This window comes from Arthrobacter sp. Y3224055 (assembly GCF_059090825.1).
Window position 1 is genome coordinate 233246 of the sequence record NZ_JBNHGB010000001.1, and the last position, 24307, is coordinate 257552.

Annotated in this window: 30 protein-coding genes; 2 read left to right on the forward strand and 28 right to left on the reverse strand. The window is 66.7% G+C overall.

Going from position 1 to position 24307, the window contains the following annotated elements; genetic code table 11:
- The 12 genes from rplN to rpsJ form a co-directional block, all read right to left on the reverse strand.
- A complete protein-coding gene (gene rplN, locus AC5RTY_RS01115) occupies positions 1-369 on the reverse strand; it encodes a 50S ribosomal protein L14 (RefSeq protein ID WP_127511069.1) in 369 nt (122 codons plus the stop codon).
- A 380-nt stretch (positions 370-749) separates the two neighbouring features.
- On the reverse strand, positions 750-1049 hold the full coding sequence (gene rpsQ / locus AC5RTY_RS01120) for a 30S ribosomal protein S17 (RefSeq protein ID WP_493979213.1): 300 nt from the start codon (positions 1047-1049) through the stop codon (positions 750-752).
- The gene (rpmC, locus tag AC5RTY_RS01125; RefSeq protein ID WP_493979214.1) at positions 1046-1390 is read right to left on the reverse strand and encodes a 50S ribosomal protein L29; all 345 of its coding nucleotides are present in this window, start codon (positions 1388-1390) and stop codon (positions 1046-1048) included. The genes rpsQ and rpmC overlap by 4 nt, the downstream gene beginning before the upstream one ends.
- A gap of 2 nt (positions 1391-1392) precedes the next feature.
- Positions 1393-1809, reverse strand: coding sequence for a 50S ribosomal protein L16 (gene rplP / locus AC5RTY_RS01130; RefSeq protein ID WP_493979215.1), 417 nt, complete (start codon positions 1807-1809; stop codon positions 1393-1395).
- Entirely contained in the window at positions 1810-2643 is an 834-nt protein-coding gene (gene rpsC / locus AC5RTY_RS01135; RefSeq protein ID WP_494101425.1) for a 30S ribosomal protein S3, read from the reverse strand.
- Positions 2644-3009 carry a 50S ribosomal protein L22 gene (rplV, locus tag AC5RTY_RS01140; protein ID WP_136784918.1) on the reverse strand — a complete coding sequence of 122 codons (366 nt, stop codon included), beginning with the start codon at positions 3007-3009 and terminating at the stop codon, positions 2644-2646.
- A 38-nt stretch (positions 3010-3047) separates the two neighbouring features.
- Positions 3048-3329, reverse strand: a complete 282-nt coding sequence (gene rpsS, locus AC5RTY_RS01145) for a 30S ribosomal protein S19 (RefSeq protein ID WP_074701289.1) — start codon at positions 3327-3329, stop codon at positions 3048-3050.
- Between the two features lie 12 nt (positions 3330-3341).
- A complete protein-coding gene (rplB, locus tag AC5RTY_RS01150) occupies positions 3342-4181 on the reverse strand; it encodes a 50S ribosomal protein L2 (RefSeq protein ID WP_493979217.1) in 840 nt (279 codons plus the stop codon).
- A gap of 30 nt (positions 4182-4211) precedes the next feature.
- The gene (gene rplW / locus AC5RTY_RS01155; protein ID WP_493941555.1) at positions 4212-4517 is read right to left on the reverse strand and encodes a 50S ribosomal protein L23; all 306 of its coding nucleotides are present in this window, start codon (positions 4515-4517) and stop codon (positions 4212-4214) included.
- Positions 4514-5131 (reverse strand): 50S ribosomal protein L4, encoded by a 618-nt coding sequence (gene rplD / locus AC5RTY_RS01160; RefSeq protein ID WP_494067518.1) that lies wholly within the window; start codon positions 5129-5131, stop codon positions 4514-4516. Before rplD ends, rplW begins: the two co-directional genes overlap by 4 nt.
- Before the next feature lie 4 nt (positions 5132-5135).
- On the reverse strand, positions 5136-5789 hold the full coding sequence (rplC, locus tag AC5RTY_RS01165) for a 50S ribosomal protein L3 (protein WP_493979219.1): 654 nt from the start codon (positions 5787-5789) through the stop codon (positions 5136-5138).
- A 13-nt stretch (positions 5790-5802) separates the two neighbouring features.
- Positions 5803-6111: a 30S ribosomal protein S10 gene (gene rpsJ / locus AC5RTY_RS01170; protein WP_003803825.1), complete on the reverse strand. Its 309-nt coding sequence runs from the start codon at positions 6109-6111 to the stop codon at positions 5803-5805.
- A gap of 478 nt (positions 6112-6589) precedes the next feature.
- Here rpsJ and AC5RTY_RS01175 point away from each other — a divergent pair, with 478 nt between their 5' ends.
- Positions 6590-8101: a glycoside hydrolase family 1 protein gene (locus AC5RTY_RS01175; protein WP_494138816.1), complete on the forward strand. Its 1512-nt coding sequence runs from the start codon at positions 6590-6592 to the stop codon at positions 8099-8101.
- A gap of 37 nt (positions 8102-8138) precedes the next feature.
- Here the strand turns inward: AC5RTY_RS01175 and AC5RTY_RS01180 are convergent, their stop codons facing one another.
- Positions 8139-8273 carry a hypothetical protein gene (locus AC5RTY_RS01180; RefSeq protein WP_494000480.1) on the reverse strand — a complete coding sequence of 45 codons (135 nt, stop codon included), beginning with the start codon at positions 8271-8273 and terminating at the stop codon, positions 8139-8141.
- Positions 8274-8389: 116 nt separating this feature from the next.
- On the opposite strand from AC5RTY_RS01180, the gene AC5RTY_RS01185 reads away from it, so the two are divergent.
- Positions 8390-8770, forward strand: coding sequence for a VOC family protein (locus AC5RTY_RS01185; protein WP_494138817.1), 381 nt, complete (start codon positions 8390-8392; stop codon positions 8768-8770).
- 145 nt (positions 8771-8915) lie between these two features.
- Here AC5RTY_RS01185 and tuf read toward each other — a convergent pair whose 3' ends face one another.
- From tuf to AC5RTY_RS01260, 15 genes are all read right to left on the reverse strand, one after another.
- Positions 8916-10106, reverse strand: coding sequence for an elongation factor Tu (tuf, locus tag AC5RTY_RS01190; protein WP_493940539.1), 1191 nt, complete (start codon positions 10104-10106; stop codon positions 8916-8918).
- A 237-nt stretch (positions 10107-10343) separates the two neighbouring features.
- Entirely contained in the window at positions 10344-12458 is a 2115-nt protein-coding gene (gene fusA / locus AC5RTY_RS01195; protein WP_494012721.1) for an elongation factor G, read from the reverse strand.
- A 64-nt stretch (positions 12459-12522) separates the two neighbouring features.
- A complete protein-coding gene (gene rpsG, locus AC5RTY_RS01200) occupies positions 12523-12993 on the reverse strand; it encodes a 30S ribosomal protein S7 (protein ID WP_127511056.1) in 471 nt (156 codons plus the stop codon).
- The gene (gene rpsL, locus AC5RTY_RS01205; protein WP_493979224.1) at positions 12993-13367 is read right to left on the reverse strand and encodes a 30S ribosomal protein S12; all 375 of its coding nucleotides are present in this window, start codon (positions 13365-13367) and stop codon (positions 12993-12995) included. Before rpsL ends, rpsG begins: the two co-directional genes overlap by 1 nt.
- A gap of 167 nt (positions 13368-13534) precedes the next feature.
- Positions 13535-15721, reverse strand: coding sequence for an acyltransferase family protein (locus AC5RTY_RS01210; protein WP_494138818.1), 2187 nt, complete (start codon positions 15719-15721; stop codon positions 13535-13537).
- An 80-nt stretch (positions 15722-15801) separates the two neighbouring features.
- Positions 15802-16881 carry an LPXTG cell wall anchor domain-containing protein gene (locus AC5RTY_RS01215; protein WP_494138819.1) on the reverse strand — a complete coding sequence of 360 codons (1080 nt, stop codon included), beginning with the start codon at positions 16879-16881 and terminating at the stop codon, positions 15802-15804.
- Between the two features lie 174 nt (positions 16882-17055).
- Positions 17056-17253, reverse strand: a complete 198-nt coding sequence (locus tag AC5RTY_RS01220; protein ID WP_494000485.1) for a hypothetical protein — start codon at positions 17251-17253, stop codon at positions 17056-17058.
- 1 nt (position 17254) lies between these two features.
- On the reverse strand, positions 17255-17986 hold the full coding sequence (locus AC5RTY_RS01225) for a class E sortase (RefSeq protein WP_494000486.1): 732 nt from the start codon (positions 17984-17986) through the stop codon (positions 17255-17257).
- Between the two features lie 67 nt (positions 17987-18053).
- Complete coding sequence (locus AC5RTY_RS01230) at positions 18054-18845, reverse strand: IclR family transcriptional regulator domain-containing protein (RefSeq protein WP_494000487.1); 792 nt, start codon at positions 18843-18845, stop codon at positions 18054-18056.
- Positions 18846-18853: 8 nt separating this feature from the next.
- Positions 18854-19498, reverse strand: a complete 645-nt coding sequence (locus AC5RTY_RS01235) for a 3-oxoacid CoA-transferase subunit B (RefSeq protein ID WP_494000488.1) — start codon at positions 19496-19498, stop codon at positions 18854-18856.
- Entirely contained in the window at positions 19495-20184 is a 690-nt protein-coding gene (locus tag AC5RTY_RS01240) for a 3-oxoacid CoA-transferase subunit A (protein ID WP_494022486.1), read from the reverse strand. Before AC5RTY_RS01240 ends, AC5RTY_RS01235 begins: the two co-directional genes overlap by 4 nt.
- A gap of 12 nt (positions 20185-20196) precedes the next feature.
- Positions 20197-21408 (reverse strand): thiolase family protein, encoded by a 1212-nt coding sequence (locus tag AC5RTY_RS01245; RefSeq protein ID WP_494138820.1) that lies wholly within the window; start codon positions 21406-21408, stop codon positions 20197-20199.
- Between the two features lie 197 nt (positions 21409-21605).
- The gene (gene pcaC / locus AC5RTY_RS01250) at positions 21606-22034 is read right to left on the reverse strand and encodes a 4-carboxymuconolactone decarboxylase (protein ID WP_494000491.1); all 429 of its coding nucleotides are present in this window, start codon (positions 22032-22034) and stop codon (positions 21606-21608) included.
- Between the two features lie 44 nt (positions 22035-22078).
- Positions 22079-22873 (reverse strand): alpha/beta fold hydrolase, encoded by a 795-nt coding sequence (locus AC5RTY_RS01255; protein WP_494138821.1) that lies wholly within the window; start codon positions 22871-22873, stop codon positions 22079-22081.
- Complete coding sequence (locus tag AC5RTY_RS01260) at positions 22870-24306, reverse strand: lyase family protein (protein ID WP_494138822.1); 1437 nt, start codon at positions 24304-24306, stop codon at positions 22870-22872. Before AC5RTY_RS01260 ends, AC5RTY_RS01255 begins: the two co-directional genes overlap by 4 nt.
- Between the last annotated feature and the right edge of the window lies 1 nt (position 24307).

A 24307-nucleotide genomic window follows, 5' to 3' on the forward strand; every position in this document is an offset into this window, starting at 1 on the left:
CTACAGCACCTCCGGAGCCAACGAGATGATCTTCATGAACTTCTTGTCGCGAAGCTCACGGCCGACCGGGCCGAAGATACGGGTACCGCGGGGGTCGCCGTCGTTCTTGAGGATCACGGCTGCGTTCTCATCGAACTTGATGTAGGAACCATCCGCACGGCGGCGTTCCTTCTTGGTGCGAACGATGACAGCCTTGACGATGTCACCCTTCTTGACGTTGCCGCCGGGAATTGCATCCTTGACGGTGGCAACAATGGTGTCGCCAATGCCTGCGTAGCGACGGCCGGATCCACCGAGAACGCGGATGGTCAAGATTTCCTTGGCACCCGTGTTGTCGGCGACCTTCAGTCGCGACTCCTGCTGAATCACTTATTACTCCTGTCGTCGCGCCGGTTCTCATTGCTGAGCCTTGCGGAACGGATATGGGTAGCCCGCACCGTAACTCCCCCTGGCCGCACGCGTGTGCGGTCCGAAGGCGGTTGCGGGAATTTGCCTATTCTGTCCATGCGGAAGGATGGATGGTCTTTCCAAACGGCACAGGCAAGATTACTAGTTTATGACCAAGACACCCCGGACGTGAAATCACGGCCAGGGGCTTGTGCTTTTCAAAGGGTCCGCGGCCGAAGCCACGGTCCCTTCCAAACCCTTCCGGCTGCTCCGGCGGACCGGGATCCTCTTGTGCCGGAAGGGAAACTTAAGGGTGCGGGGCCCGCCCGCTCGGCAGGCGGGCCCCGCGCAGGACGTAAGTCCTACTTGGCCTTTTCGATGATCTCGACCAGGCGCCACCGCTTGGTGGCGGACAGCGGCCGGGTCTCGGCGATCAGAACCAGGTCGCCGATGCCGGCGGAGTTCTGCTCGTCGTGGGCCTTGCGCTTCTCGGTCCGGCGGATCACCTTGCCGTACAGCGCGTGCTTCACGCGGTCCTCAACCTCGACCACGATGGTCTTTTCCATCTTGTCCGAGACGACGTAGCCGCGGGCGGTCTTACGGTAACCGCGAGCCTGAGTGGCTTCTTCCACAGTTGCATCCTTGTTCGTGTTTTCGCTCACTTGGCCTCATCCTCCGAAGCGGGGGTTTCGGTCCCGGCGGTTTCGGCTTCGGCCTTGTCAGACTTCTTAGCCTTCTTGGCCTTCTTCTCCTCAACCGGAGCCTCCGCAGAAGCAACGACCTCGGGACGAATGCCCAGCTCGCGCTCACGCAGCACGGTGTAGATGCGCGCGATGTCCCGCTTGACGGCCTTCAGGCGGCCGTGGTTTTCCAGCTGACCGGTGGCGGACTGGAAACGGAGGTTGAACAGCTCCTCCTTGGCCTTGCGCAGCTCCTCTGCGAGACGGTCCTTATCGAAAGTCTCGAGCTGATCGGTTGCCAGTTCCTTTGAACCAACTGCCATTTCTATTCACCACCTTCGCGACGCACAATGCGTGCCTTCAACGGCAGCTTGTGGATCGCCAGGCGCAGGGCCTCGCGAGCTACCTCTTCATTGACACCGGACAGTTCGAACAGAACCCGTCCCGGCTTGACGTTGGCGACCCACCATTCCGGCGAACCCTTACCGGAACCCATGCGGGTTTCGGCCGGCTTCTTGGTCAGCGGGCGGTCCGGATAAATGTTGATCCAAACCTTGCCGCCACGCTTGATGTGGCGGGTCATCGCAATACGGGCCGCTTCGATCTGGCGGTTGGTGACGTATGCCGGCGTCAGAGCCTGGATACCCCACTCGCCGAAGCTGACCTCGGTGCCGCCGGAAGCAGCGCCGGAACGACCCGGGTGGTGCTGCTTACGGAACTTAACTCGACGTGGGATAAGCATTTAAGCTTCTCCTCCTTCTGCCGCCGGCGCTGCTGCCTCAGCGGCAGGTGCCTCGGCCTTGGCTGCGCCCTCGCCTGCGGCGGGAGCGGCAGGACGGTCATTACGACGACGGCGCTCGCCACCGGCAGGGCGGCCCGGACGGTCGCCGCGGCCACGCGAGGACGGAGCGGCAGCCTGCTGGGCCGCCAGTTCCTTCGCGGTCACGTCGCCCTTGTAGATCCAGACCTTGACGCCGATGCGGCCGAACGTGGTCTTGGCCTCGAAGAAGCCGTAGTCGATGTTCGCCCGCAGCGTGTGCAGGGGCACACGGCCTTCGCGGTAGAACTCCGAGCGGCTCATTTCGGCGCCGCCGAGGCGACCGGAGCACTGGACACGGATGCCCTTGGCGCCGGCGCGGGTGGCGGACTGCATAGCCTTCTTCATGGCGCGGCGGAAGGCCACGCGGGAAGTCAGCTGCTCGGCGATGCCCTGGGCAACCAGCTGCGCTTCGATCTCCGGGTTCTTGACCTCGAGGATGTTCAGCTGCACCTGCTTGCCGGTGAGCTTCTCCAGCTCGCCGCGGATGCGGTCCGCTTCGGCGCCGCGGCGGCCGATCACGATGCCGGGGCGGGCGGTGTGGATATCCACACGCACGCGGTCACGGGTACGCTCGATCTCAACCTTCGCGATGCCCGCGCGGTCCATGCCCGTGGACATCAGCTGGCGGATCTTCACGTCCTCGCGGACAAAGTCCTTGTAGCGCTGGCCGGCCTTGTTGCTGTCAGCGAACCAGTGGGAGACATGGTCGGTGGTGATACCGAGTCGGAATCCGTGCGGGTTTACTTTCTGTCCCACTTACTGGTCCTCCTCTTTCTCCGGGGTAGCGACAACAAGCGTGATGTGGCTGGTCCGCTTCTTGATGCGGTAGGCACGCCCCTGGGCGCGCGGCTGGAACCGCTTCATGGTGGGGCCTTCATCTACGAATGCTTCGCTGATGTACAGGTCGCTCTCGTCAAAGGCGACGCCGTCGCGGTCCGCGATAACGCGGGCGTTGGCGACTGCCGACGCGAGTACCTTGCTGACCGGCTCCGAAGCTGCCTGCGGGGCAAACTTCAGAATTGCCAGAGCCTCATTCGCCTGCTTGCCACGAACAAGGTTGACGACGCGCCGGGCCTTCATAGGCGTCACGCGAATATGGCGCGCAATAGCCTTGGCTTCCATTGCTTTCCTTCTCTCGTCTTCTGCCGTAAGAGCAGCGCCTAGCGGCGCTTGCCCTTGCGGTCGTCCTTCACATGGCCGCGGAAGGTCCGCGTCGGGGCGAATTCGCCGAGCTTGTGCCCGACCATCGACTCAGTGACAAACACCGGGATGTGCTTGCGTCCGTCGTGTACGGCAATCGTGTGTCCGAGCATGTCGGGCACGATCATCGAACGGCGGGACCACGTCTTGATGACGTTCTTGGTGCCCTTTTCGTTCTCTGCAGCTACCTTCACGAAGAGGTGCTGATCGACGAAGGGGCCTTTCTTCAGGCTGCGTGGCATGTTCCCAGGCTCCTATCGCTTGTTCTTGCCAGTACGACGGCGACGCACAATCAGGCGGTCGCTTTCCTTGTTCGGGCGGCGGGTGCGGCCCTCGGGCTTGCCATTCGGGTTGACCGGGTGACGGCCACCGGAGGTCTTGCCCTCGCCACCACCGTGCGGGTGGTCGATCGGGTTCATGGCCACACCGCGGACGGTCGGGCGAACGCCCTTCCAGCGCATGCGGCCGGCCTTGCCCCAGCTGATGTTGGACTGCTCGGCGTTGCCCACTTCGCCGATGGTTGCGCGGCAGCGCACATCAACGTTGCGGATTTCGCCGGACGGCAGCCGGAGCTGGCCGTACTTGCCTTCCTTGGCCACCAGCTGCACGGAGGCACCGGCGGAGCGGGCCATCTTGGCACCGCCGCCCGGGCGCAGCTCCACGGCGTGGATGACCGTACCGACGGGGATGTTGCGCAGCGGCAGGTTGTTGCCCGGCTTGATGTCGGCGCTGGCGCCGGCCTCGACCGTGTCCCCCTGCTTCAGCTTGGCCGGAGCCAGGATGTAGCGCTTGGTGCCATCAACGTAGTGCAGCAGGGCGATCCGCGCGGTGCGGTTCGGGTCGTACTCGATGTGAGCGACCTTGGCGGGCACGCCGTCCTTGTCGTGGCGACGGAAGTCGATCAGACGGTACTGGCGCTTGTGTCCGCCGCCCTTGTGGCGGGTAGTGATCTTGCCGGAGTTGTTACGTCCACCTGACTTGGTCAGCGGGCGCAGCAACGACTTTTCCGGCGTCGATCGCGTGATTTCAGCGAAGTCGGCTACGCTCGAGCCGCGACGGCCCGGTGTAGTCGGCTTGTATTTACGGATTCCCATAGTTCAATTCCTCGTTAAAGTGGTCTCCGCTTAAGAAAGCGGACCGCCGAAGATGTCGATTGTGCCTTCCTTCAGGGTGACAATTGCGCGCTTGGTGTCCTTGCGCTGTCCCCATCCGAACTTGGTGCGCTTGCGCTTACCGGCACGGTTGATGGTGTTGATCGAGTCGACCTTGACGGAGAAAATCTTCTCCACGGCCAGCTTGATCTCGGTCTTGTTCGAGCGGGGGTCGACCAGGAAGGTGTACTTACCTTCGTCGATCAGGCCGTAGCTCTTCTCCGAAACGACGGGAGCAAGGATCACGTCGCGGGGATCTTTTGTGGTGGTCGCGCTCACTTGGCGTCCTCCTTGGCAGTTGCCTTAGCTGCGATGAATGCCTCGTAGGCGGCCTGGGTGAAGACCACGTCGTCGGAAACGAGCACGTCGTAGGTGTTCAACTGATCCACGTAAATGGTGTGAACAGCCTCGATGTTGCGCAGGCTCAGGGCCGCCACATCGTTGGCGCGCTCGATGACTACGAGCAGGTTCTTGCGGTCGGTGATGGCGCGCAGGGCGTCGGTAGCGGCCTTGGTGGACGGCTTGTCGCCGGCAACCAGTGCCTCCACGACGTGGATGCGGCCGTTGCGTGCCCGGTCCGAGAGGGCGCCGCGCAGGGCAGCGGCCTTCATCTTCTTGGGGGTGCGCTGGCTGTAGTCGCGCGGGGTCGGGCCGTGCACGACGCCGCCGCCGGTCATGTGCGGGGCGCGGATCGAACCCTGGCGGGCGCGGCCGGTGCCCTTCTGCTTGAACGGCTTGCGGCCGGCACCGGAAACCTCGGCGCGGGTCTTGGTCTTGTGGGTTCCCTGCCGGGCAGCAGCGAGCTGGGCGACGACGACCTGGTGCAGCAGCGGCACGTTGGTCTGGACGTCGAAGATCTCTGCAGGCAGGTCAACCTTGAGCGTGTTGGCCATTGAACTAGGCTCCCTTCACAGCGGAACGGACGAGAACGACCGAGCCGCGGGCACCGGGAACGGCACCCTTGATCAAGAGCAGCGAGTTCTCGGTGTCCACAGCGTGAACCGTCAGGTTCAGCGTGGTCTGGCGGACGGCACCCATGCGGCCGGACATGCGCATGCCCTTGAAAACGCGGCCCGGAGTGGACGCGCCACCGATGGAACCGGGCTTGCGGTGGTTCTTGTGCGCGCCATGCGAGGCACCCACACCGGCAAAGCCGTGACGCTTCATGACACCGGCGAAGCCCTTACCCTTGGTGGTTCCGACGACGTCGACCTTCTGGCCGGTCTCGAACAGTTCCACGGAGAGTTCCTGGCCCAGCTCGTAGGAGCCGGCATCGGCGGTGCGCAGCTCAACCACGTGGCGGCGCGGGGTAACCCCGGCCTTCTCGAAGTGGCCGGCCAGCGGCTTGGTCACCTTGCGCGGGTCGATCTGGCCGTAGCCGATCTGGACGGCGGTGTAGCCGTCGACGTCCGCAGAGCGCAGCTGGGTGATGACGTTGGAGTCGGCCTTGACGACCGTGACCGGGATGAGCCGGTTGTTCTCGTCCCAGACCTGGGTCATGCCGAGCTTGGTGCCCAGCAGTCCCTTTACTTGGCGTGTAGTGGTAGACAAAATACTCACTCCCCTACAGCTTGATTTCGATGTTCACGTCCGCCGGCAGGTCGAGCCGCATCAGCGAATCGACGGCCTTGGGCGTGGGATCGATAATGTCGATCAGCCGCTTGTGGGTGCGCATTTCAAAGTGCTCCCGGCTGTCCTTGTACTTGTGCGGCGACCGGATAACGCAGTACACGTTCTTCTCGGTGGGCAGCGGCACGGGGCCCACTACCGTTGCGCCTGCACGCGTGACCGTCTCAACGATCTTCCGTGCTGAAACATCAATGACCTCATGGTCATATGACTTCAGACGGATGCGGATTTTCTGTCCCGCCATGGCGTCTCCGCTCTCTTTCTCAGTGCTGCTCTGTTGACTTTCTCCTGATGCGCCCCGACGGCTGGATCACTCCTGGCCTGGCGCTCCTCCGGCAGACTGAATCCGGATAAATCCGGGTTCCTCACCCTGCTGAGGCTCCGACCCCCGCGGTCGGGCGTGTCGCGAACATTCTGCGCACTCCGCCCGCTCAAAATGGAGGGTGGGTTATATTTGGGCTTCTTTGAAATCCGTGGAGCCTGACCCTGCCCCGGGCATTATCCCGGGCGGGACCCAGCTTCGCACGAAGACATGCAAAAGCGCTTGAACAACTCATCTAGTGTGGCAGACTTCGGCCCTGATTGCGAATCGGCCCCCGGGCCGGTGCCCGCTCCCCCGCCGCCCTGCTATGGCGCGGACCAGCCGGCAGTGCGATGCTGGTGCCAGCCCGCTCCGGCGGGCGCCGCACACGGGAGACCAGGTTTCAGGAGGACAGCAGCGAATGGCAATGGACAGCGGACGCCTGGCGGCAATGATCCCGTCCGACTTTACCCTGGGAGTGGCGACGGCGGCATTCCAGATCGAGGGCGCCGTGGCCGAAGACGGCCGCGGACCCTCCGGCTGGGACGCGTTTTCGCACGAGCCCGGGCGGATTGCCGGCGGTGCGACGGCGGACGCGGCCTGCGACCACTACCACCGGATGCCGGAGGACGTCGCGCTGATGGCCGAGCTCGGTGTGGACTCGTACCGGTTCTCGCTGTCCTGGCCACGGATCCAGCCCGGCGGACAGGGGCCGGTCAACCAGCGCGGCATCGACTTCTACGACCGCCTGCTGGATGAACTGCTCGCCCGGGGCATCTCCCCGATGTGCACGCTCTATCACTGGGACACCCCGCTGCCGCTGGAGCACGGCGGCGGCTGGCTCAACCGGGATACCGCGTACCGGCTCGCCGACTTCGCGGCGATCGCCGCGGACAAGTTCGGCGACCGGGTGGACCGCTGGGTCACGATCAACGAGCCGACCACCGTCACCCTCAACGGCTACGGCCTCGGCGTCCATGCTCCCGGCCAGGCCGGGCTTTTCGACGCCCTGCCGGCCGCGCACCACCTCATCCTCGCGCACGGACTCAGCCTCTCGGCCCTGCGGGCCGGCGGGATCACGGGCGAGGCGGGCATCACGAACGTCTACTCCCCCGTGGTGGGCGCCAAGGACGGGCTGGCCCACGATGTGCTGGTGGAACTGTACGACGTGCTCCACAACGGCATGTTTTCGGACCCGGTGCTGCTGGGCCGCTACCCAACGTTCAACCCGGTGCTCAAGCCCGCACTCCAGTACCTGCGCGAGATTCCGGACGAGGACCTGGCGGTGATGAGCCAGCCGTTGGACTTCTACGGGCTGAACTACTACTTCCCCACCAGGATCGGCATCGGCCCGGGGCCGCTGACCGGGCCGGAGGCGATCCCCGACGGCCTGCCCGAGCTGCTCTGGGAGCAGGGCGGCGAGCTGCCGTTCCACCTGGCCGCGTGGCCGGGGTATGACCGGACAGAATTCGGCTGGCCCGTGGCACCCGACTACCTGCAGGTCGCCCTAACCCAGATGGCCGGGCGTTACCCCAATCTGCCGCCGGTCTACATCACCGAGGGGGGCGCCAGCTTCAAGGATGTGGTGGTCCGCGACGCGCTGACCAAGGAGCCGTCGGTCGCCGACGTGCGGCGGATCGACTACCTGGCCTCGCACCTGGAGGCCGCGCTCACCGCGACGGCGGCGGACGGGCCCGCAGCCGGCATCGACCTGCGCGGCTACTACGTGTGGACGCTGATGGACAACTTCGAATGGGCGGCCGGATACAGCCAGCGCTTCGGCCTGGTGTACGTGGACTTCGCCACCCAGCAGCGGATCCGCAAGGCGTCCTTCCACTGGCTGAAGGATGTGGCCGCGCGCCGCACTCGTGCCGGTGCCGGCGAGGCGGCCGGGCAGACCGAGCCGGCGGTGGCAGCACCGGGTCAGGCCTGACGGCCCGCCGGCGCGTTCAACGGTCCCCGGCGCTTCGCTACCGCCCGCCGTCGGCGCGCCGGATGCGGCGGGCACGGTCCAGTTCGTGGCGGAAGTACCGCCTGCCCCAGGACACCGCCCCGACCACCGCGGCAACCAGCCCCAGGACGATCCACACGATCAGCCATTCCATGGTCTGATCCTACTGGTCGGCGGTCAAAATTCGTGCCCGTCCGCCAGTTCCCGGGGCCCCGGCCGAGACTATTCTGGGAGTGTCCACCGCAGATGCTCCCAGGAAGCCGGACAACCATGCTCAGCACCAAAACTATGACGACGGTTCTGCCCGTGAAGGACATGGACCGGGCGCGCGCGTTCTACCAGGATTCCCTCGGCCTGCAGCCGGTCGGCCCGCTCGGAGAGGATTCGTTCCTTTTCTCCAGCGACGGTTCCACCGCGGTAGAACTCATCGTCCGACCGGACGCCGACACGTCGGACCACACCTCGATCAGCTTCGAGGTGGCCGATTTGGAAACCGAGATGTCCGAACTGGCCGGCCGCGGCGTCGACTTCGCGGACTACGACCTGCCGGGCCTCAAGACCGAGAACCACATCGCGGTGACCGGCCACCAGCGCTGCGCCTGGTTCCCGGACACGGAAGGCAACATTCTCTGCCTGCACCAGAACATCTAAAACGGAAGGACCATGACCGAAGGCGCGCCCGGAGTGCGCGCAGCATCACACCCGGCGCACCGTTAAAAGAAGAACCCCCGCCGTCCTGAGACGGCGGGGGTTCTCCTGCCTCCGACCGGAAACCTCCGGTCAGCAGATCACAGAGTTACTTGGTGATCTTGGTGACGCGGCCCGAACCAACGGTGCGGCCGCCTTCACGGATAGCGAAGCCGAGGCCCTCTTCCATGGCGATCGGCTGGATGAGCTCAACGGTCATCTCAGTGTTGTCGCCCGGCATGACCATTTCGGTGCCCTCGGGGAGGGTGATAACGCCGGTCACGTCGGTGGTGCGGAAGTAGAACTGCGGACGGTAGTTCGAGTAGAACGGGTTGTGGCGGCCGCCTTCATCCTTGGACAGGATGTAGACGTTGGCCTCGAAATCCGTGTGCGGGGTGATCGAACCCGGCTTCACGATAACCTGGCCGCGCTCCACGTCTTCGCGCTTGATACCGCGCAGCAGCAGGCCACAGTTCTCGCCTGCCCATGCTTCGTCGAGCTGCTTGTGGAACATCTCGATACCGGTAACCGTGGTCTTCTGGACCGGGCGGATGCCGACGATCTCGACCTCGGAGTTGATGGCGAGGGTACCGCGCTCGGCGCGGCCGGTCACCACGGTGCCGCGGCCGGTGATGGTGAAGACGTCTTCAACCGGCATCAGGAACGGCTTGTCCTTGTCGCGGACCGGGTCCGGGATGTACTCGTCAACGGCGTCCATCAGGTCCTCGACGGACTTGACCCACTGAGCGTCGCCTTCCAGAGCCTTCAGGCCGGAAGTGCGGATGACCGGTGCGTTGTCGCCATCGAACTCCTGCGAGCTGAGCAGCTCACGGACTTCCATTTCGACCAGGTCGAGCAGTTCCTCGTCCTCAACCATGTCCGACTTGTTCAGGGCCACCAGCAGCGTCGGAACGCCAACCTGGCGGGCCAGCAGAACGTGCTCGCGGGTCTGGGCCATCGGGCCGTCAGTCGCGGCAACCACCAGGATTGCGCCGTCCATCTGGGCGGCACCGGTGATCATGTTCTTGATGTAGTCGGCGTGGCCGGGGGCGTCCACGTGTGCGTAGTGGCGCTTCTCGGTCTGGTACTCGACGTGCGAGATGTTGATGGTGATGCCGCGCTGGCGCTCTTCCGGGGCAGAGTCGATAGCTGCGAAGTCACGCTGCTCGTTGAGATCGGGGTACTTGTCAGCAAGCACCTTGGAAATGGCAGCGGTCAACGTGGTCTTACCGTGGTCAACGTGACCGATGGTGCCAATGTTGACGTGCGGCTTAGTCCGCTCGAACTTTGCCTTCGCCACGGGTTCCTCCTAGAACGTGTTGAGAAGATTTGCTCTTCGGACGCGATTGTCACGGCCGAAACTTGAACAAGTCTACTTCGGGCTTTTGTATTTGGTGAAATTACTGGTTCCGTCAGGTACCGGCAAAAACTTGCGCGGTTCCGTCAGTGGGTTGTGCCGGCGGCCGGCTGCGTGAGCCGACCGGCCGCCTGCACGGCGTGCCGGATCCTTACGGATAAGGACCCGCCACCCTGGGGTTTACTCGCCGCGCGTCTTCTGGATGATCTCGTCGGCAACAGCCTTCGGGACCTCAGCGTAGCTTTCGAACTGCATCGAGTACACCGCGCGGCCCTGCGTCTTGGAACGCAGGTCGCCGATGTAGCCGAACATCTCGGAAAGCGGAACGTTAGCGCGCACAACCTTCACGCCGCTAGCGTCCTCCATGGACTGGATCTGTCCACGGCGGGAGTTCAGGTCGCCGATCACGTCGCCCATGTATTCCTCAGGGGTACGTACCTCGACGGCCATCAGCGGCTCGAGCAGGACCGGGTTGGCGCGGCGTGCGCCTTCCTTGAAGACCTGGGAACCAGCGATCTTGAAGGCCATTTCCGAAGAGTCGACGTCGTGGTATGCGCCGTCGAGCAGGATGGCCTTGACACCGACCAGCGGGTAGCCGGCCAGAATGCCGAGCTGCATGGCATCCTGGATGCCAGCGTCGACCGAGGGGATGTATTCGCGCGGAATACGGCCACCGGTGACCTTGTTCTCGAACTCGTAGAAGGTGCCGTCGCTGGTGTCCAGCGGCTCGAAGGAGACCTGGACCTTCGCGAACTGGCCGGATCCACCCGTCTGCTTCTTGTGGGTGAAGTCGACCTTTTCGACAGCCTTCTTGATGGTTTCACGGTAGGCAACCTGGGGCTTGCCCACGTTGGCCTCGACCTTGAATTCGCGGCGCATGCGGTCCACCAGGATGTCCAGGTGCAGCTCGCCCATGCCGCCGATTTCGGTCTGGCCGGTCTCTTCGTTCAGCGAAACGGTGAACGTCGGGTCCTCGGCGGAGAGCTTCTGGATCGCCGTGGAGAGCTTTTCCTGGTCGCCCTTGGTCTTCGGCTCGATGGCCACGAAGATCACCGGCTCCGGGAAGGACATGGACTCGAGCACGATGGGTGCATCGACGGCCGACAGGGTGTCGCCGGTGGTGGTGTCCTTCAGGCCGATCACCGCGTAGATGTGGCCTGCGTGCACCTCTTCCACCGGGTTTTCCTTGTTGGCGTGCATCTGGAACAGCTTTCCGATGCGCTCCTTCTTGCCCTTGGTGGTGTTCAGCAACTGCGTACCGGAAGTGGCCTTACCGGAGTAGACGCGGATGAACGTCAGTTGGCCGAAGAACGGGTGCGCGGCAACCTTGAACGCCAGAGCGGAGAACGGCTCGTCCTCGCTCGGCTTGCGGGTCAGCTCGATTTCCTCGTTCTTGGGATCGTGACCGATCATCGACGGGACGTCGACCGGCGACGGCAGGTAGTCGATGACGGCGTCCAGCATCGGCTGCACGCCGCGGTTCTTGAACGCGGAACCACAGAAGACCGGGTAGATCTCCGAGTTGACGACCATCTTGCGGATGCCGGCCTTCAGCTCGTCGATCGAAATCTCTTCGCCTTCGAGGTACTTCTCCATGAGCTCGTCCGAGGACTCGGACACGGTCTCAACGAGCTGCGCGCGGTATTCCTCGGCCTTGGCCTGCAGGTCCGCGGGGATCTCCCGGGTCTCGTAGGCAGCACCCATGGTGACGTCGCCCTTGGCGTCGCCTTCCCATACCAGTGCCTTCATGGTCATCAGGTCGACGACGCCGATGAAGTCGTTCTCGGAGCCGATTGGCAGCTGCATGACCAGCGGCTTTGCGCCCAGGCGCTTGATGATGGTGTCTACCGTGAAGTAGAAGTCAGCACCGAGCTTGTCCATCTTGTTGACGAAGCAGATACGCGGAACTTCGTACTTGTCGGCCTGGCGCCACACAGTCTCCGACTGCGGCTCCACGCCTTCCTTACCATCGAAGACAGCAACGGCACCGTCGAGGACGCGCAGCGAACGCTCCACCTCCACAGTGAAGTCCACGTGGCCCGGGGTGTCGATGATGTTGATCTGGTTCTGGTTCCAGAAGCAAGTCACCGCGGCGGAGGTGATGGTGATGCCGCGTTCCTTTTCCTGTTCCATCCAGTCAGTGGTCGACGCACCGTCGTGAGTTTCGCCGAGCTTGTGGTTCACACCCGTGTAGAACAGGATGCGTTCGGTAGTGGTGGTCTTGCCGGCATCGATGTGGGCCATGATGCCGATATTGCGGACCTTCGTGAGGTCGGTTAGCACGTCCAGTGCCACAATGTCTCCCTTTGTAGGTGAGGGATACGACGACGGCGGTTGGCGCCGTCGTCGTATCGACTCTTTACCAGCGGTAGTGGGCGAAGGCCTTGTTGGACTCGGCCATCTTGTGGGTGTCTTCGCGACGCTTCACAGCGGCACCGAGACCGTTTGACGCATCCAGAATCTCGTTCATGAGACGCTCGGTCATCGTCTTCTCGCGGCGGGCCTTCGAGTAGCCGACCAGCCAGCGCAGGGCCAGGGCCGTAGCACGGCCCGGCTTGACCTCGACCGGAACCTGGTAGGTGGCGCCGCCGACGCGGCGGGACCGGACCTCCAGGGTCGGGCGGACGTTGTCCATGGCCTTCTTGAGGGCGGCAACGGGATCGCCGCCGGACTTGGCCTTCACACCGTCGAGGGCACCGTACACGATGCGCTCCGCGGTGGACTTCTTGCCATCAACGAGAACCTTGTTGATCAGCTGGGTAACCAGCGGCGAGCCGTGTACCGGATCAACTACGAGCGGCCGCTTGGGGGCCGGACCCTTACGGGGCATTACTTCTTCTCCTTCTTCGCGCCGTAGCGGCTGCGGGCCTGCTGGCGGTTCTTGACACCCTGGGTGTCGAGGGCGCCGCGGACGATCTTGTAGCGGACACCGGGCAGGTCCTTCACACGGCCGCCGCGCACCAGCACGATGGAGTGTTCCTGCAGGTTGTGGCCCACACCGGGGATGTAGGCAGTCACTTCGATGCCGCCGGCGAGCTTGACGCGGGCTACCTTACGGAGCGCGGAGTTCGGCTTCTTCGGGGTGGTGGTGTAAACGCGGGTGCAAACGCCGCGCTTCATCGGGCTGCCCTTGAGGGCAGGCGCCTTGGTCTTATTCACCTTAGGTGAGCGGCCCTTGCGGACCAGCTGGTTAATCGTAGGCACTTTCGTGTTCTCCGTTTTTCTTGGGCTTTGCCCCGTCTGTCATGCAGGGCCAGGCACTGTCGGTCGTCTTCGCACCCGCTGCGGAATCGAAGCGACCGTAGGCGTGCAAAAGTGTGGCATTCTCCGCGCAAGAACCCCGCGGACCGGAAACAGGCCCCGTTCCGTTATCATCCGAAACGGCCTTCATCCACTGCCACACAAAAACAATCGAACATAAGTCTAGCAGAGTATGCGGGTCGCGCACGACGCGGTGGCCCGGCGGCTGCCCAACGGTTGCTGCACGGCGGGCCGGCCGCGGCGTCACGGCCGTTCATCGCCAGCAGCAAGGCCGTTTCCAGCGGCCGGGCCAGCGTTTTCATGTAGGTGCCGGAGACGTGGTTGAGGTCCCGGTACACCAGGACGTTGCCGATCACCGCCGGGCAGGTCTCCCGGTCGCAGAAGTGCGCCGACAGGTCGATGACCCGCGCCCGCGGGGCCAGCATGGCCGCATCCTCGGTGAGGTCCTTCCCGTCGAGGCCGTCGCGGCGCGACTGGCCGCATTCGGCCGGGTCGTCGTAGTTCACCGCCACGCAGTCCCGGGCGATCGCGCCCTCACGCGGGCGGGGCGTGTCCTTGAGCGCGTACACGTCGATGCCGGCGTCGGCGAGTTGGTTCCAGTACTCGGCGAAGCCCGCCGCGCCGGGCCGCTGGCCGGTGCCCGAGTCCACGAAGGAGGACTCCGCGTAGTACGAGGTCAGGACCGCGTCCACGCCGCCGCTGGTCAGCCGTTCCATGGTCTGTTCGTTGGGCCCGCGGCAGACGGACTCCCCCTTGGCTTCCAGCTTGCGCTGCTCCGCGTTGAACGGGCAGGAATGATGGATGTATGTCAGCAGGCGCCAACCCCGCTCTCGGGCGACAGGCTCCAAGGCCTTGAACCACTGCCCCGCGTGCGAGTCTCCCACCAGCGCCAGGGTGAAGTCCCCCTCCGGGTCCCCGTAGGTGCATTCCTTGGTTTCGGCCGCCATCGAGGTGACGGCGCAATCGCCGAGGCCGGACTGGTCGGCTCCGGCCCGGGCGGGATCCGGGACCACCAGCGGGGTCTCGGTGGCGAAGGCGCGGTGGCCGTCCTCCGTGATCGAGGCGACGCCGAAGCCGGGCGGCGGGGCGGCCAGCAGCGCGGACGTCGCCTCGGCACGCTGGGCCAGGATGCGTTCCTGCTGGTTGGCCGGCACGAAGGCCAGCGTGCCGACCAGCGCGGTGGCCGCGGCGCCTGCGGCGAGCGGCCGCCAGGAGTTGGCGCTGAACCAGCCAAAGCGGCGCACCGGTGTCTCCACGAAGTAGTAGCTCAGGGCGGCCAGGCCAAAGGAACAGGCCAGCAGCAGCGGGCTGGTGAGCGGCCCGGGCTCCCGATCCGCCAGGATGGTGAAAAACACGATCAGGGGCCAGTGCCAGAGGTAGAGCGAGTAGGAGACATTCCCCGTCCATTGGACAGGCCGCCAGTCCACCAGGCGGTGCAGGGACAGCGGCCCGCCGGTCCGTCCGGCAGCGATGACGGCCATGGTGCCCAGCACCGGGAGCAGTGCCGCCGCCCCGGGAAAAGGCGTGCTCGCGTTAAAGAGGAACGCCGAGGCCGTGATCGCGGCCAGGCCCGCTGCCGCCAGCAGGCTGCGCAGGTACGGCCAGCGGCGCGTGTCCCGGTGCAGGGCGGCCAGCAGCCCACCCAGCCCGAGTTCCCAGATCCTGGTGGGCGTGATGAAGTAGGCGGCCGGGCTGCCGCCGGCGGTGGCCCAGATGCCATAGGCCAGCGACGCCGCGACGACGGCGGCGAAGATCGCGGCTGCGATCCCCCGGCGGCCCTGCTTCGTTCGGCGCGCCGCGAAGACGGCCAGCAGGACCAGCAGCGGCCACAGCAGGTAGAACTGTTCCTCGACGGCCAGGGACCAGAAGTGCTGAAGCGGCGTCGGCGTCTCGGTCGCGGCCAGGTAGTCGACGGAGTCGGCGGCCAGGACCCAGTTTTGGACATAGAGGGTGGAGGCCAGGGCCTGGCCCCCGATGCGCTCCCACTGGCTCATGGGCAGCAGCGCCAGCGTGGCCGCCAGGACGACGGCAACGGTCAGCAGCGCCGCGGGCAGGATGCGCCGGATGCGGGCGGCCCAGAATGACCTCAGGGACAGCGTGCCGGTGGCCGCCGCCTCGCGGAGCATGTGGCCGGTGATCAGGAAGCCGGAGATGACGAAGAAGACGTCCACTCCGACGTAGCCGCCGGGCAGCCAGCGCGGCTCCAGGTGGTAGGCCACCACCAACAGCACCGCAAGGGCGCGCAGGGCTTGGATTTCGGGCAGGAATTTCCGCCGCGGCGTTGTCTCAGGATCCATCGCAGGACATTCAGCCATGCCAAGGTCAACGACAGTTGGCGGCGGGGTGAACGCCCGGGTGCAGGACCGGGCCGGCTACCTCAGGCCGTGCGGCGCCGCCACCAGAGGAGGGCCGAGCCGAGCATCAACAGGCCCACTCCGCCCGAGGCGAGCCAGGCGGTGCCGGCGGCACCGGTGTCCGCCAGCGCCCCGGCCGGGACGGCCACCGGCAGCACGTTAGACGGCGCTGCCGGCTGGGGCTGCGAGGCCGGGATGATAACTGCCGCAGGTTCCTTGGCGGGTTGCTCCGGTCCGGGCTCATCGACAACCGGCCACTCGCCGAAGTCGCCCGGCCATTCACCGATTCCGTCCAACAGCTCGTACATCCACAGGATGAGCTCCTCCCCCGCTGCAGGATCGGAGGCGCTCATTTCCCGGATCAGCGCGGCCAGGCCGTCCAGGTCGCCCGCCATGAGGTACTCCATGATGAGGTTCATCAGGTACGTCATGCCCTCGGACTCGAGCACGAGGTCCATGTTCTCTTCCATCCAGCGCATGACGGTTTCCTCGTCGCCGGCGGCGATGTCATCCGGGATGTTGAAGTCCCTGTGGGTCAGGGTACGTCCGCCCACCACAATCGGCTCGATCACGGGAGCGGGTTTTGCCGCCGGAGGAGCTGCGGGTGCGGGCGCAGCCTCCGTGGGGGGCTCCACGGCAGGGGCGGACGGATCGGCGGCGGGAGAAGTGGGTATGGTTTCCGGTGCCGGAGTTGAGTCCTCGGCCGAGGCGCCTTCCGCGGAGGCCACCTCTTCGCCATCCGCGGGAAATTCGATCGCGCCCGCGGCCCCGTCGGTGCCGTCGGCGCCGTCCATCGGTCCGCCGTCGTTAGCTGCGGGAGCCTCGACCAGTAGGGTAACCACGGCGCCAGTCAGGGCCTCTTCCGGCTCCGCCTGAACCGGCTCGGCAGGGGCAGTTTCTTCAACCGGCTCGTTCACCGTCGCTTCCGACCCAACCGTCCCTACGGCAACCGCGTCCGGGCCGGGCTCGGGAGCGGTGTCACCGGGGATCGGGCCCGGCTGCCCGGCCGGATCCTGGCTGCCGGCGTGGGCGGGAACGCTGCCCAGGGCGAGAGCGGCGGCAACAGTGCCGGTGAGCAGCGCAGCGCGCAGTCGTGATGTCACGTGAAATGTCCTGTCCCCAACTCGGCTGTCCTGGCAGGGCGGAGATCGCGCCGATCCGATTGCTTCGGTGCCCTGCGTCGGCCGGCATTTACCGGCCCTTGCAGAAATATAAATGATGCAGGTCACATCCGCTAATCCGGCGCGCCTGCCGGGTCCGCGGCAACGCGGGTCGTCCTACCCTGACCGCTCCCCGGCCCCGCCGTCTGCCCGGCCCTGGCTGAGTGTTGCCTCGCCTTCCAGCAGCCCGAGGGAACTGATCCACGGGAAAACGAACTCCAGGAGCACCAGGACGACCGCCGCCAGCAGCATCAGCGACAGCATGATCCGCACGGCGAACGGGCCGGGCAGGTTGCGGAAGATCCAGGCGTACACCTCAGGCTCCTGCCTGCGCGGCGACCAGGCCGGCGATGTCGGCAGGCGGTCCCGCCTCGGCGGGGCGCCATGATTCCAGCGCGGCGTACGCGATGTACCGCTCCCGGTCGCCGAACCGTGGATGACAGGTGGTCAGGGTCATCATCGCCCTGACAGGTTCGGCCCCTGGTTTTTCCGGCACCGGCAGCAGTACATCCGTCCGGTCCGGCGTCACGATGGTGTGCTCCTCGAAGACGTAGGTGAAGTACCCGTCGGCAGTGCGCACATGGATGCGGTCCCCGGGCCGGAGCGCGTCGATGTTGTCGAGGACCTTGCCGTAGGTCTGGCGATGGCCGGCCACCGCGAAGTTTCCGACCTCCCCCGGCATCGCCGTGCCGTCGTACATGCCCAGCCCCAGCGAATCGAGGATCTCGGGACCCACCCCCGCCGAGACCGGCACGGTGAAGTCATCGCCGAAGCGCGGGACGTAGACGATCCCGAAGGTCTCGCCGTCCCGGGGCTGCCCGCCCGGCTGCGGCGGCCCGAAGTCCTCGGCGGCGGCCCTCACGGCGGGGCCTTCGAATTGCCGGGACAGGGCGGTGACCGCGTCCTGCTGCGCCGCCCGGGCGTCCAGGTTGGTCCACCACAGCTGCCAGACGACGTAGAGGAGGACGATGGCTCCCAGGGTCACGAGCAGTTCGCCGGCCAGGCCGGAGGCGGCCCGGAGCGAAAACATGGTTTGACGTTTTCCCATATGCGCAATCCTCCCTGGGGAACTCGATTCCTGCCGGCGGCGGGGCCGGCGCGCCCGCCTTCGGGACCTACTGCTGGGCGCGCAGCGCGTCGGTGACCTTGGCGGCGACGGCCTGCAGCTTCGGCAGGGCTTCCGCGACGACGGCGTCCACGTCCCGGGTGCCGTCTGCCAGCGATGCCTGCATGGACATGTTCAAGGCGGCGGCCACGGAACCGTCCGGATGCAGGACCGGAACGGCCACCGAGCGCAGGCCGATCTCCAGTTCCTGGTCCACCAGGGCCCATCCCTGGCTCCGCACCTTGTCCAGCTCCGCCCGAAGCTTGTCCGGGTCGGAGATGGTCCGTGACGTCAACGGCTTCAGCTCGGCCGAGGCCAGATAGTCCTCCAGCCGGCCGGCGGGCAGGCCGGCGAGCAGCACGCGGCCCATGGACGTGGCGTAGGCGGGGAAACGCGTGCCCACCATGATGCCCACGGTCATGATCCGCCGGGTGTGGATGCGGGCGATGTAGACGATCTCATCGCCGTCGAGAATCGATGCGGAGGTGGATTCATGCAGCTCCGCGGAAAGCTCTTCCAGCAATGGCTGCACCAGCTGGGGCAGACTCTGCCCGGCGAGGTAGGAATACCCCAGCTGGAGCACCAGAGCGGTGAGTTCGAAGACGCGGCCGTCCGTGCGCACATAGCCCAGGTCGACCAGGGTGTGCAGGAACCTCCGCGCCGTGGCACGGGTCAGGCCGGTCCTCTTGGAGACCTCGCTGAGCGTCATGGTGACGTTGTCGGCGTCGAAGGCCCTGATCACGGTCAATCCGCGGGCCAGCGACTGGACGAACTGGTCGCCCGGCGTCTTGGTCTCGGTCATGGTTCCTTTTACTCAGTGGGCGGAAGCAGCTTGATGTCCATCTTGGACTGCAGTTCCTCAAGCGTGGTCCCGAACGTCTCGCGCACGCGCACGCCTTCCTCGGTAATCAGGAAGACCGCGTCATTAGTGTATACGCGGGTGACGCAGCCCACTCCGGTGAGCGGGTAGGTGCATTCCGGCACCAGCTTCGGCTTGCCGTCCTTGGTGAACAGGGACATCATCACGTAGACGTCCTTGGCCCCGGTGGCCAGGTCCATCGCGCCGCCGACGGCGGGAATGGCGTCGGGTGCACCGGTGTGCCAGTTCGCCAGGTCGCCGGTGGCGGAGACCTGGAACGCGCCGAGCACGCAGACGTCCAGGTGGCCGCCGCGCATCATGGCGAAGGAGTCGGCGTGGTGGAAGTAGGACGCGCCCGGCACCTCGGTGACCGGGACCTTGCCCGCGTTGATCAGGTCCTGGTCGATCTGGTCGCCCTGCGCCTCCGGGCCCATGCCCAGCATGCCGTTTTCCGTGTGCAGGGTGATGTCCTGCTCGGCGGTCAGGTAGTTGGAGACCGACGTCGGCTGGCCGATGCCGAGGTTGACGAAGGAACCGGGCTGGATGTCCCGGGCCACCAGCCTGGCCAGGTCTTCGCGGCTGAGTTTCTCGCTCACTGGTTTGCCTCTCCCTCTGCGGCCTGCGGCGCAATTTCGACGACGGTGTCCACGTAGATGCCCGGAGTCACGATGACCTCGGGATCCAGTTGGCCGGTCTCCACGATGCCGGAGACCTGCACGATGCTCTTCTTGGCGGCGGCGGCCATGATCGGCCCGAAGTTGCGGGCGGTCTTGCGGTAGACCAGGTTGCCCTTCCGGTCGGAGGTCAGCGCCTTGATCAGCGCGACGTCGCCGTGGATCGGCGTCTCGAGTACGTAGCCGCGCCCGTCGATCATCCGGGTTTCCTTGCCCTCGGCCAGCATGGTGCCGTAGCCGGTGGGCGTGAAGAAGGCGCCGATCCCGGCGCCGGCGGCGCGGATGCGTTCGGCCAGGTTGCCCTGCGGGACCAGTTCCAGTTCGATTTCGCCGGCGCGGTAGGCGGTGTCGAAGTGCCAGGAGTCGGACTGGCGCGGGAAGGAGCAGATGATCTTCTTGACCCTGCGCTCCTTGATCAGCAGCGCCAGGCCGGCGTCCGCCTGCCCGGCGTTGTTGTTCACCACGGTCAGGTCGGTGGCGCCGCAGTCCATCAGCGCGTCGATCAGCTCCATCGGCTGGCCGGCGTTGCCGAAGCCGCCGATCAGCACCGTGGCGCCGTCCTGGATGCCGGCCACGGCGTCCCGGGCAGTAGCAGCGAATGTAGGCACCCGTTTACCTCCTTAGTTCTTGGTTGAGTTGACGTTTTCCAGCACGACGGCGAGGCCCTGGCCCACGCCGATGCAGATGGCGGCCACGCCCCAGCGGTCGCCCGATTCCTGCAGCCGGCGGGCCAGCGTGCCGAGGATGCGGATGCCCGAGGCGCCCAGCGGGTGGCCGATGGCCACGGCCCCGCCCCAGGCGTTCACGATCGCCGGGTCGATGTCCCAGTTGTCGATGCACGCCAGCGACTGCGCGGCGAAGGCCTCGTTGAGCTCGACGGCGGCGACGTCGGACCAGCCGATGCCGGCCCGCCGGACGGCCTGGTTGGCTGCCTCCACCGGCGCGAACCCGAAGTACTGCGGCTCCAGGGCGGAGGCGCCGCGGCCGGCGATCCGGGCCAGCGGCCCGGTCCCCAGCAGCCCGGCGGCGGCCTCGCTGCCCAGCCACGCCGCGGAGGCGCCGTCGTTCAGCGGCGAGGCGTTGCCGGCCGTGACCGTGCCGCCCTCGGGGCCCTCGCCCGCCGGCCGGAAGACGGTCTTCAGCCCGGCCAGGACGTCAACGGTGCTGGTGGGGCGGATGGACTCGTCGCGGATCAGGTCGGTGCCCGGAACCTGCACCACCATCGAGTCGTATTTGCCCGCGTTCCAGGCCTCGTCGGCGAGGCGGTGCGAGGCGGCGGCGAACTCGTCCTGCCGTTCGCGGCTGATGCCGTGGCGCTCGCGCAGCTGCTCGGTGGCCTCGCCCAGGGAGACGGTCCATTCCCGCGGCATCTTCTTGTTCACCAGGCGCCAGCCCAGGGTGGTGGACGCCAGGGTCATGTCGCCTGCCGGGTAGGGCTTCTCGGTCTTCGGCAGCACCCACGGCGCCCGGCTCATCGACTCGACGCCGCCGATCAGCACCAGGTCGCCTTCGCCGGCGTTGATCTGCCGGGAGGCGATGATGGCGGCGTCCAGGCTGGAGCCGCACAGCCGGTTCACGGTGGTTCCCGGGATCGAGGTGGGCAGGCCGGCCAGCAGCGTGGCCATGCGCGCCACGTTCCGGTTCTCTTCCCCGGCGCCGTTGGCGTTGCCGAAGACCACCTCGTCGATGCGTTCCGGGTCCAGGCCCGGGGCGCGGGAAACTTCCGCCCTGACGACTTCGGCCGCCAGATCGTCCGGGCGGACGCCGGCCAGCGCACCGCCGAACTTGCCGAAGGGGGTGCGGACGGCGTCATACAGATATGCCTGGTTCATTCGAGGCTCCTTCGCGGCGCACTTCCGGGGTGCGCCTTTGGGTTACAGCAAACGGTCCGGCCCGGCGCTCAGGCCGGACCGGACCGCTCCGTCGACACGGGGGTCCGCGCGGAACATACCGTTTCGGCGGGAACCGTCGCGGGCGCTTCCGTTCCTGCCGAAGTGTTCGCTACACGAACGCATGTACGTTATATGAACTATATCGAGCCCTTGTGATCCTCGTCAAGGCTGGCAAAGACGCCCTTGGCCACCTTGAACGCGACGTTGGCGTCCGGGACGCCGCAGTAGATGGCCGACTGCAGCACGACTTCCTTGATCTCGTCGCGGGTCATGCCGTTGGTCAGCGCCGCCCGGACATGCATGGCGAATTCCTCCCAGTGGCCCTTGGCGATCATGGCGGTGAGCGTGATGGCGCTGCGCGTGGTGCGCGGCAGCCCCTCCCGGGTCCAGATGGTCCCCCAGGCGTAGCGGGTGATCAGTTCCTGGAAGTCCTGGGTGAACTCATCGATCGAGCTGTTCGCGCGGTCCACGTGGGCATCGCCGAGCACCTGCCGGCGCACGGCCATGCCCTCGTCGTACACTTCCTGCTGGGTCTGGGCAGGATCGAAGGTGCGGTTATCGCTCACGGTGTGTACTCCTTGGTTGTTCAGTCATCGGTCCGGCTGCGGTTTCAGGCGGCCAGGAAGAAATCGCGCAGCAGTGCGGCGGTTTCCGCGGGTGCCTCGGCGGGCGCCTGGTGGGCCACGCCGTCAACGACGGCGGAGCTCCCCTTTTGCACGCCGGCGGCCACTGCTTCGGCGAACTCGGGCGGGCACACCTGGTCGAGCGCCCCGGCGACGGCAATCACCGGAGTGGCGATGTCGCCGAGCCGCCCGCGGACGTCGAAGCCGGCCAGGGCCTCGCAGGCGTGGGCGTAGGCGAAGCGGTCCGCGTTCTGCAGGGTGTGCAGCAGCCGGGTGGTGCGCTCGGGGTGCTTCTCGATGAAGCCCGGGGCGAACCAGCGCTGCGCCGAGCCGGTGACCATCGTGGGCGTTCCCGCCTGGCGCACGGTGTCCGCGCGTTCCAGCCACGCGGCCGGTTCGCCGATCCTGGCGGCGGAGCAGACCACGCCCAGGCCGGCGAAGCGGTCGGGGTGGTCCAGGCCCAGCTGCAGGGCCAGTTCACCGGCCATCGAGACGCCGGCAAAGTACACCTTGGCGCCGGCGTCGATGTCGCCGGCTTCGCGCAGCTTGTCCAGCATCGCCACGACCGCCTGGCCGAGTTCGGCCATGGTGTACGGTCCGGTCGAGGCCGGGCTGGCCCCGTGGCCGGGCAGGTCCACGCCCACCACCTGGAAGTCCTGCAGGTGCTCCACGGCGTCGGCCCAGAGCGCCTTGGCGCCGGTCCCCAATCCGGCGCCCGCCAGCAGCACCGGCCTGCCTTTGCCCTCGGACAGGAGGGTGGGGGTGATGTCGGGAACGGTCACGAATGGCTCCATTCTGCGTAGTGGGACGTGATCCGGTCGATCAGGCCGCTGCTTTGGCCGGTATACCCGGCCGGGTCCAGCAGTTCGGCCAGCGCCGTGTCGGAGAGAACGTCGCCGGGCACGGCTTCGCGCAGCAGCTGCGACAGGCTGCCCTGGCCGGCGAGCGACTGGTTGACCAGGCTCTGGACCTTCGCCTTGCCGGCGCCGGGGGTTCCGCCGTCCAGCATCGGCGCCACCGTGGCCATGACGCGTTCGCTGACCACCAGCTCGCCGGTGATCTGCAGGTTCCGGCGCATCTTCTCCGGGCGGACCACCAGGCCCTCGGAGAGTTCGGCCAGCTTGGCGGCTGCCCCGCCGGCGAGCCGGAGCAACTGGCGCAGCGCCTGCCACTCCACGTGCCAGGAGCCGTCCGGCCGCTCGTCGACCGCCCCGGCCGCGGCGGCCTGGACCTGGGCCAGGTGCCCGGGGGCGGCGAGGGCGGCGCTGCGGATCAGCACGGACAGCACCGGATTCTGCTTTTGCGGCATGGCCGAGGAGCCGCCGCGGCCGTCGGCGGCGGGTTCGGAGACCTCGCCCACTTCGGGCCGGCTCAGCAGCAGCACGTCGTTGGCGACCTTGCCGGCGGCCGCCAGCACATCGGCCAGCGCGGCGGCCAGCTCCGTGACCGGCAGCCGGTTGGTCTGCCACGGTGCCACCGGATCGGCGAGCCCCAGCCGCCCGGCGAGGCGCGCCGCCAAGGCCAACGCACCGCCGTCGTCGTCCTGCCCGGCGCCCTCCGCCGCCGGGCGGGCGGGCAGGTCGGCCAGGTCGGTGAGCGCCGCCATGGTGCCGGCCGCGCCGCCCCACTGCAGCGGCAGTCCGCCGGCCACCCGCTCCAGCCGGACGCCGGCCTGGGCCACGCCGGAGAGCCAGTTGGCCGCCTTGAGCCCGAACGTCGACGGCAGCGAATGCTGGGTCAGGGTGCGGGCCACCGTGACGGTGGAGCGGTGTTCGTCCGCCAACCGGCCCAGGGCCGCGGCGGCGGACTTGAGGTCGGTGACGATCCCGGCCAGCGCGCGGCGGGCCATCAGCATCAGGGCGCTGTCCAGGATGTCCTGGCTGGTGGCGCCCCGGTGGATCGCCGGGACGGCGGCAGGGTCGTGCTTCCTGATCTCCGCCCTCAGGTCGGCCAGCAGCGGGATGACCGGGTTGCCGCCGCCCTGGGCCCGCTCGGCCAGCCCGGCGGCGTCGTAGAGGTCGGCGTGCGAGGCCCGCTCGACGGCCGGCACGGCCTCGGCGGCCACCCGGCCGGCGTCGGCCAGCACGCGGGTCCATTCGAGCTCCACGTCGAGCATGGCCTGGATGAATTGGTAATCGCTGGTTAAACGGGACGCTGCTGTCCCGGCCGAGGCCGGAGACAGCAGCCCGAAATCAGCGTGGTCCGCCGGATTCATA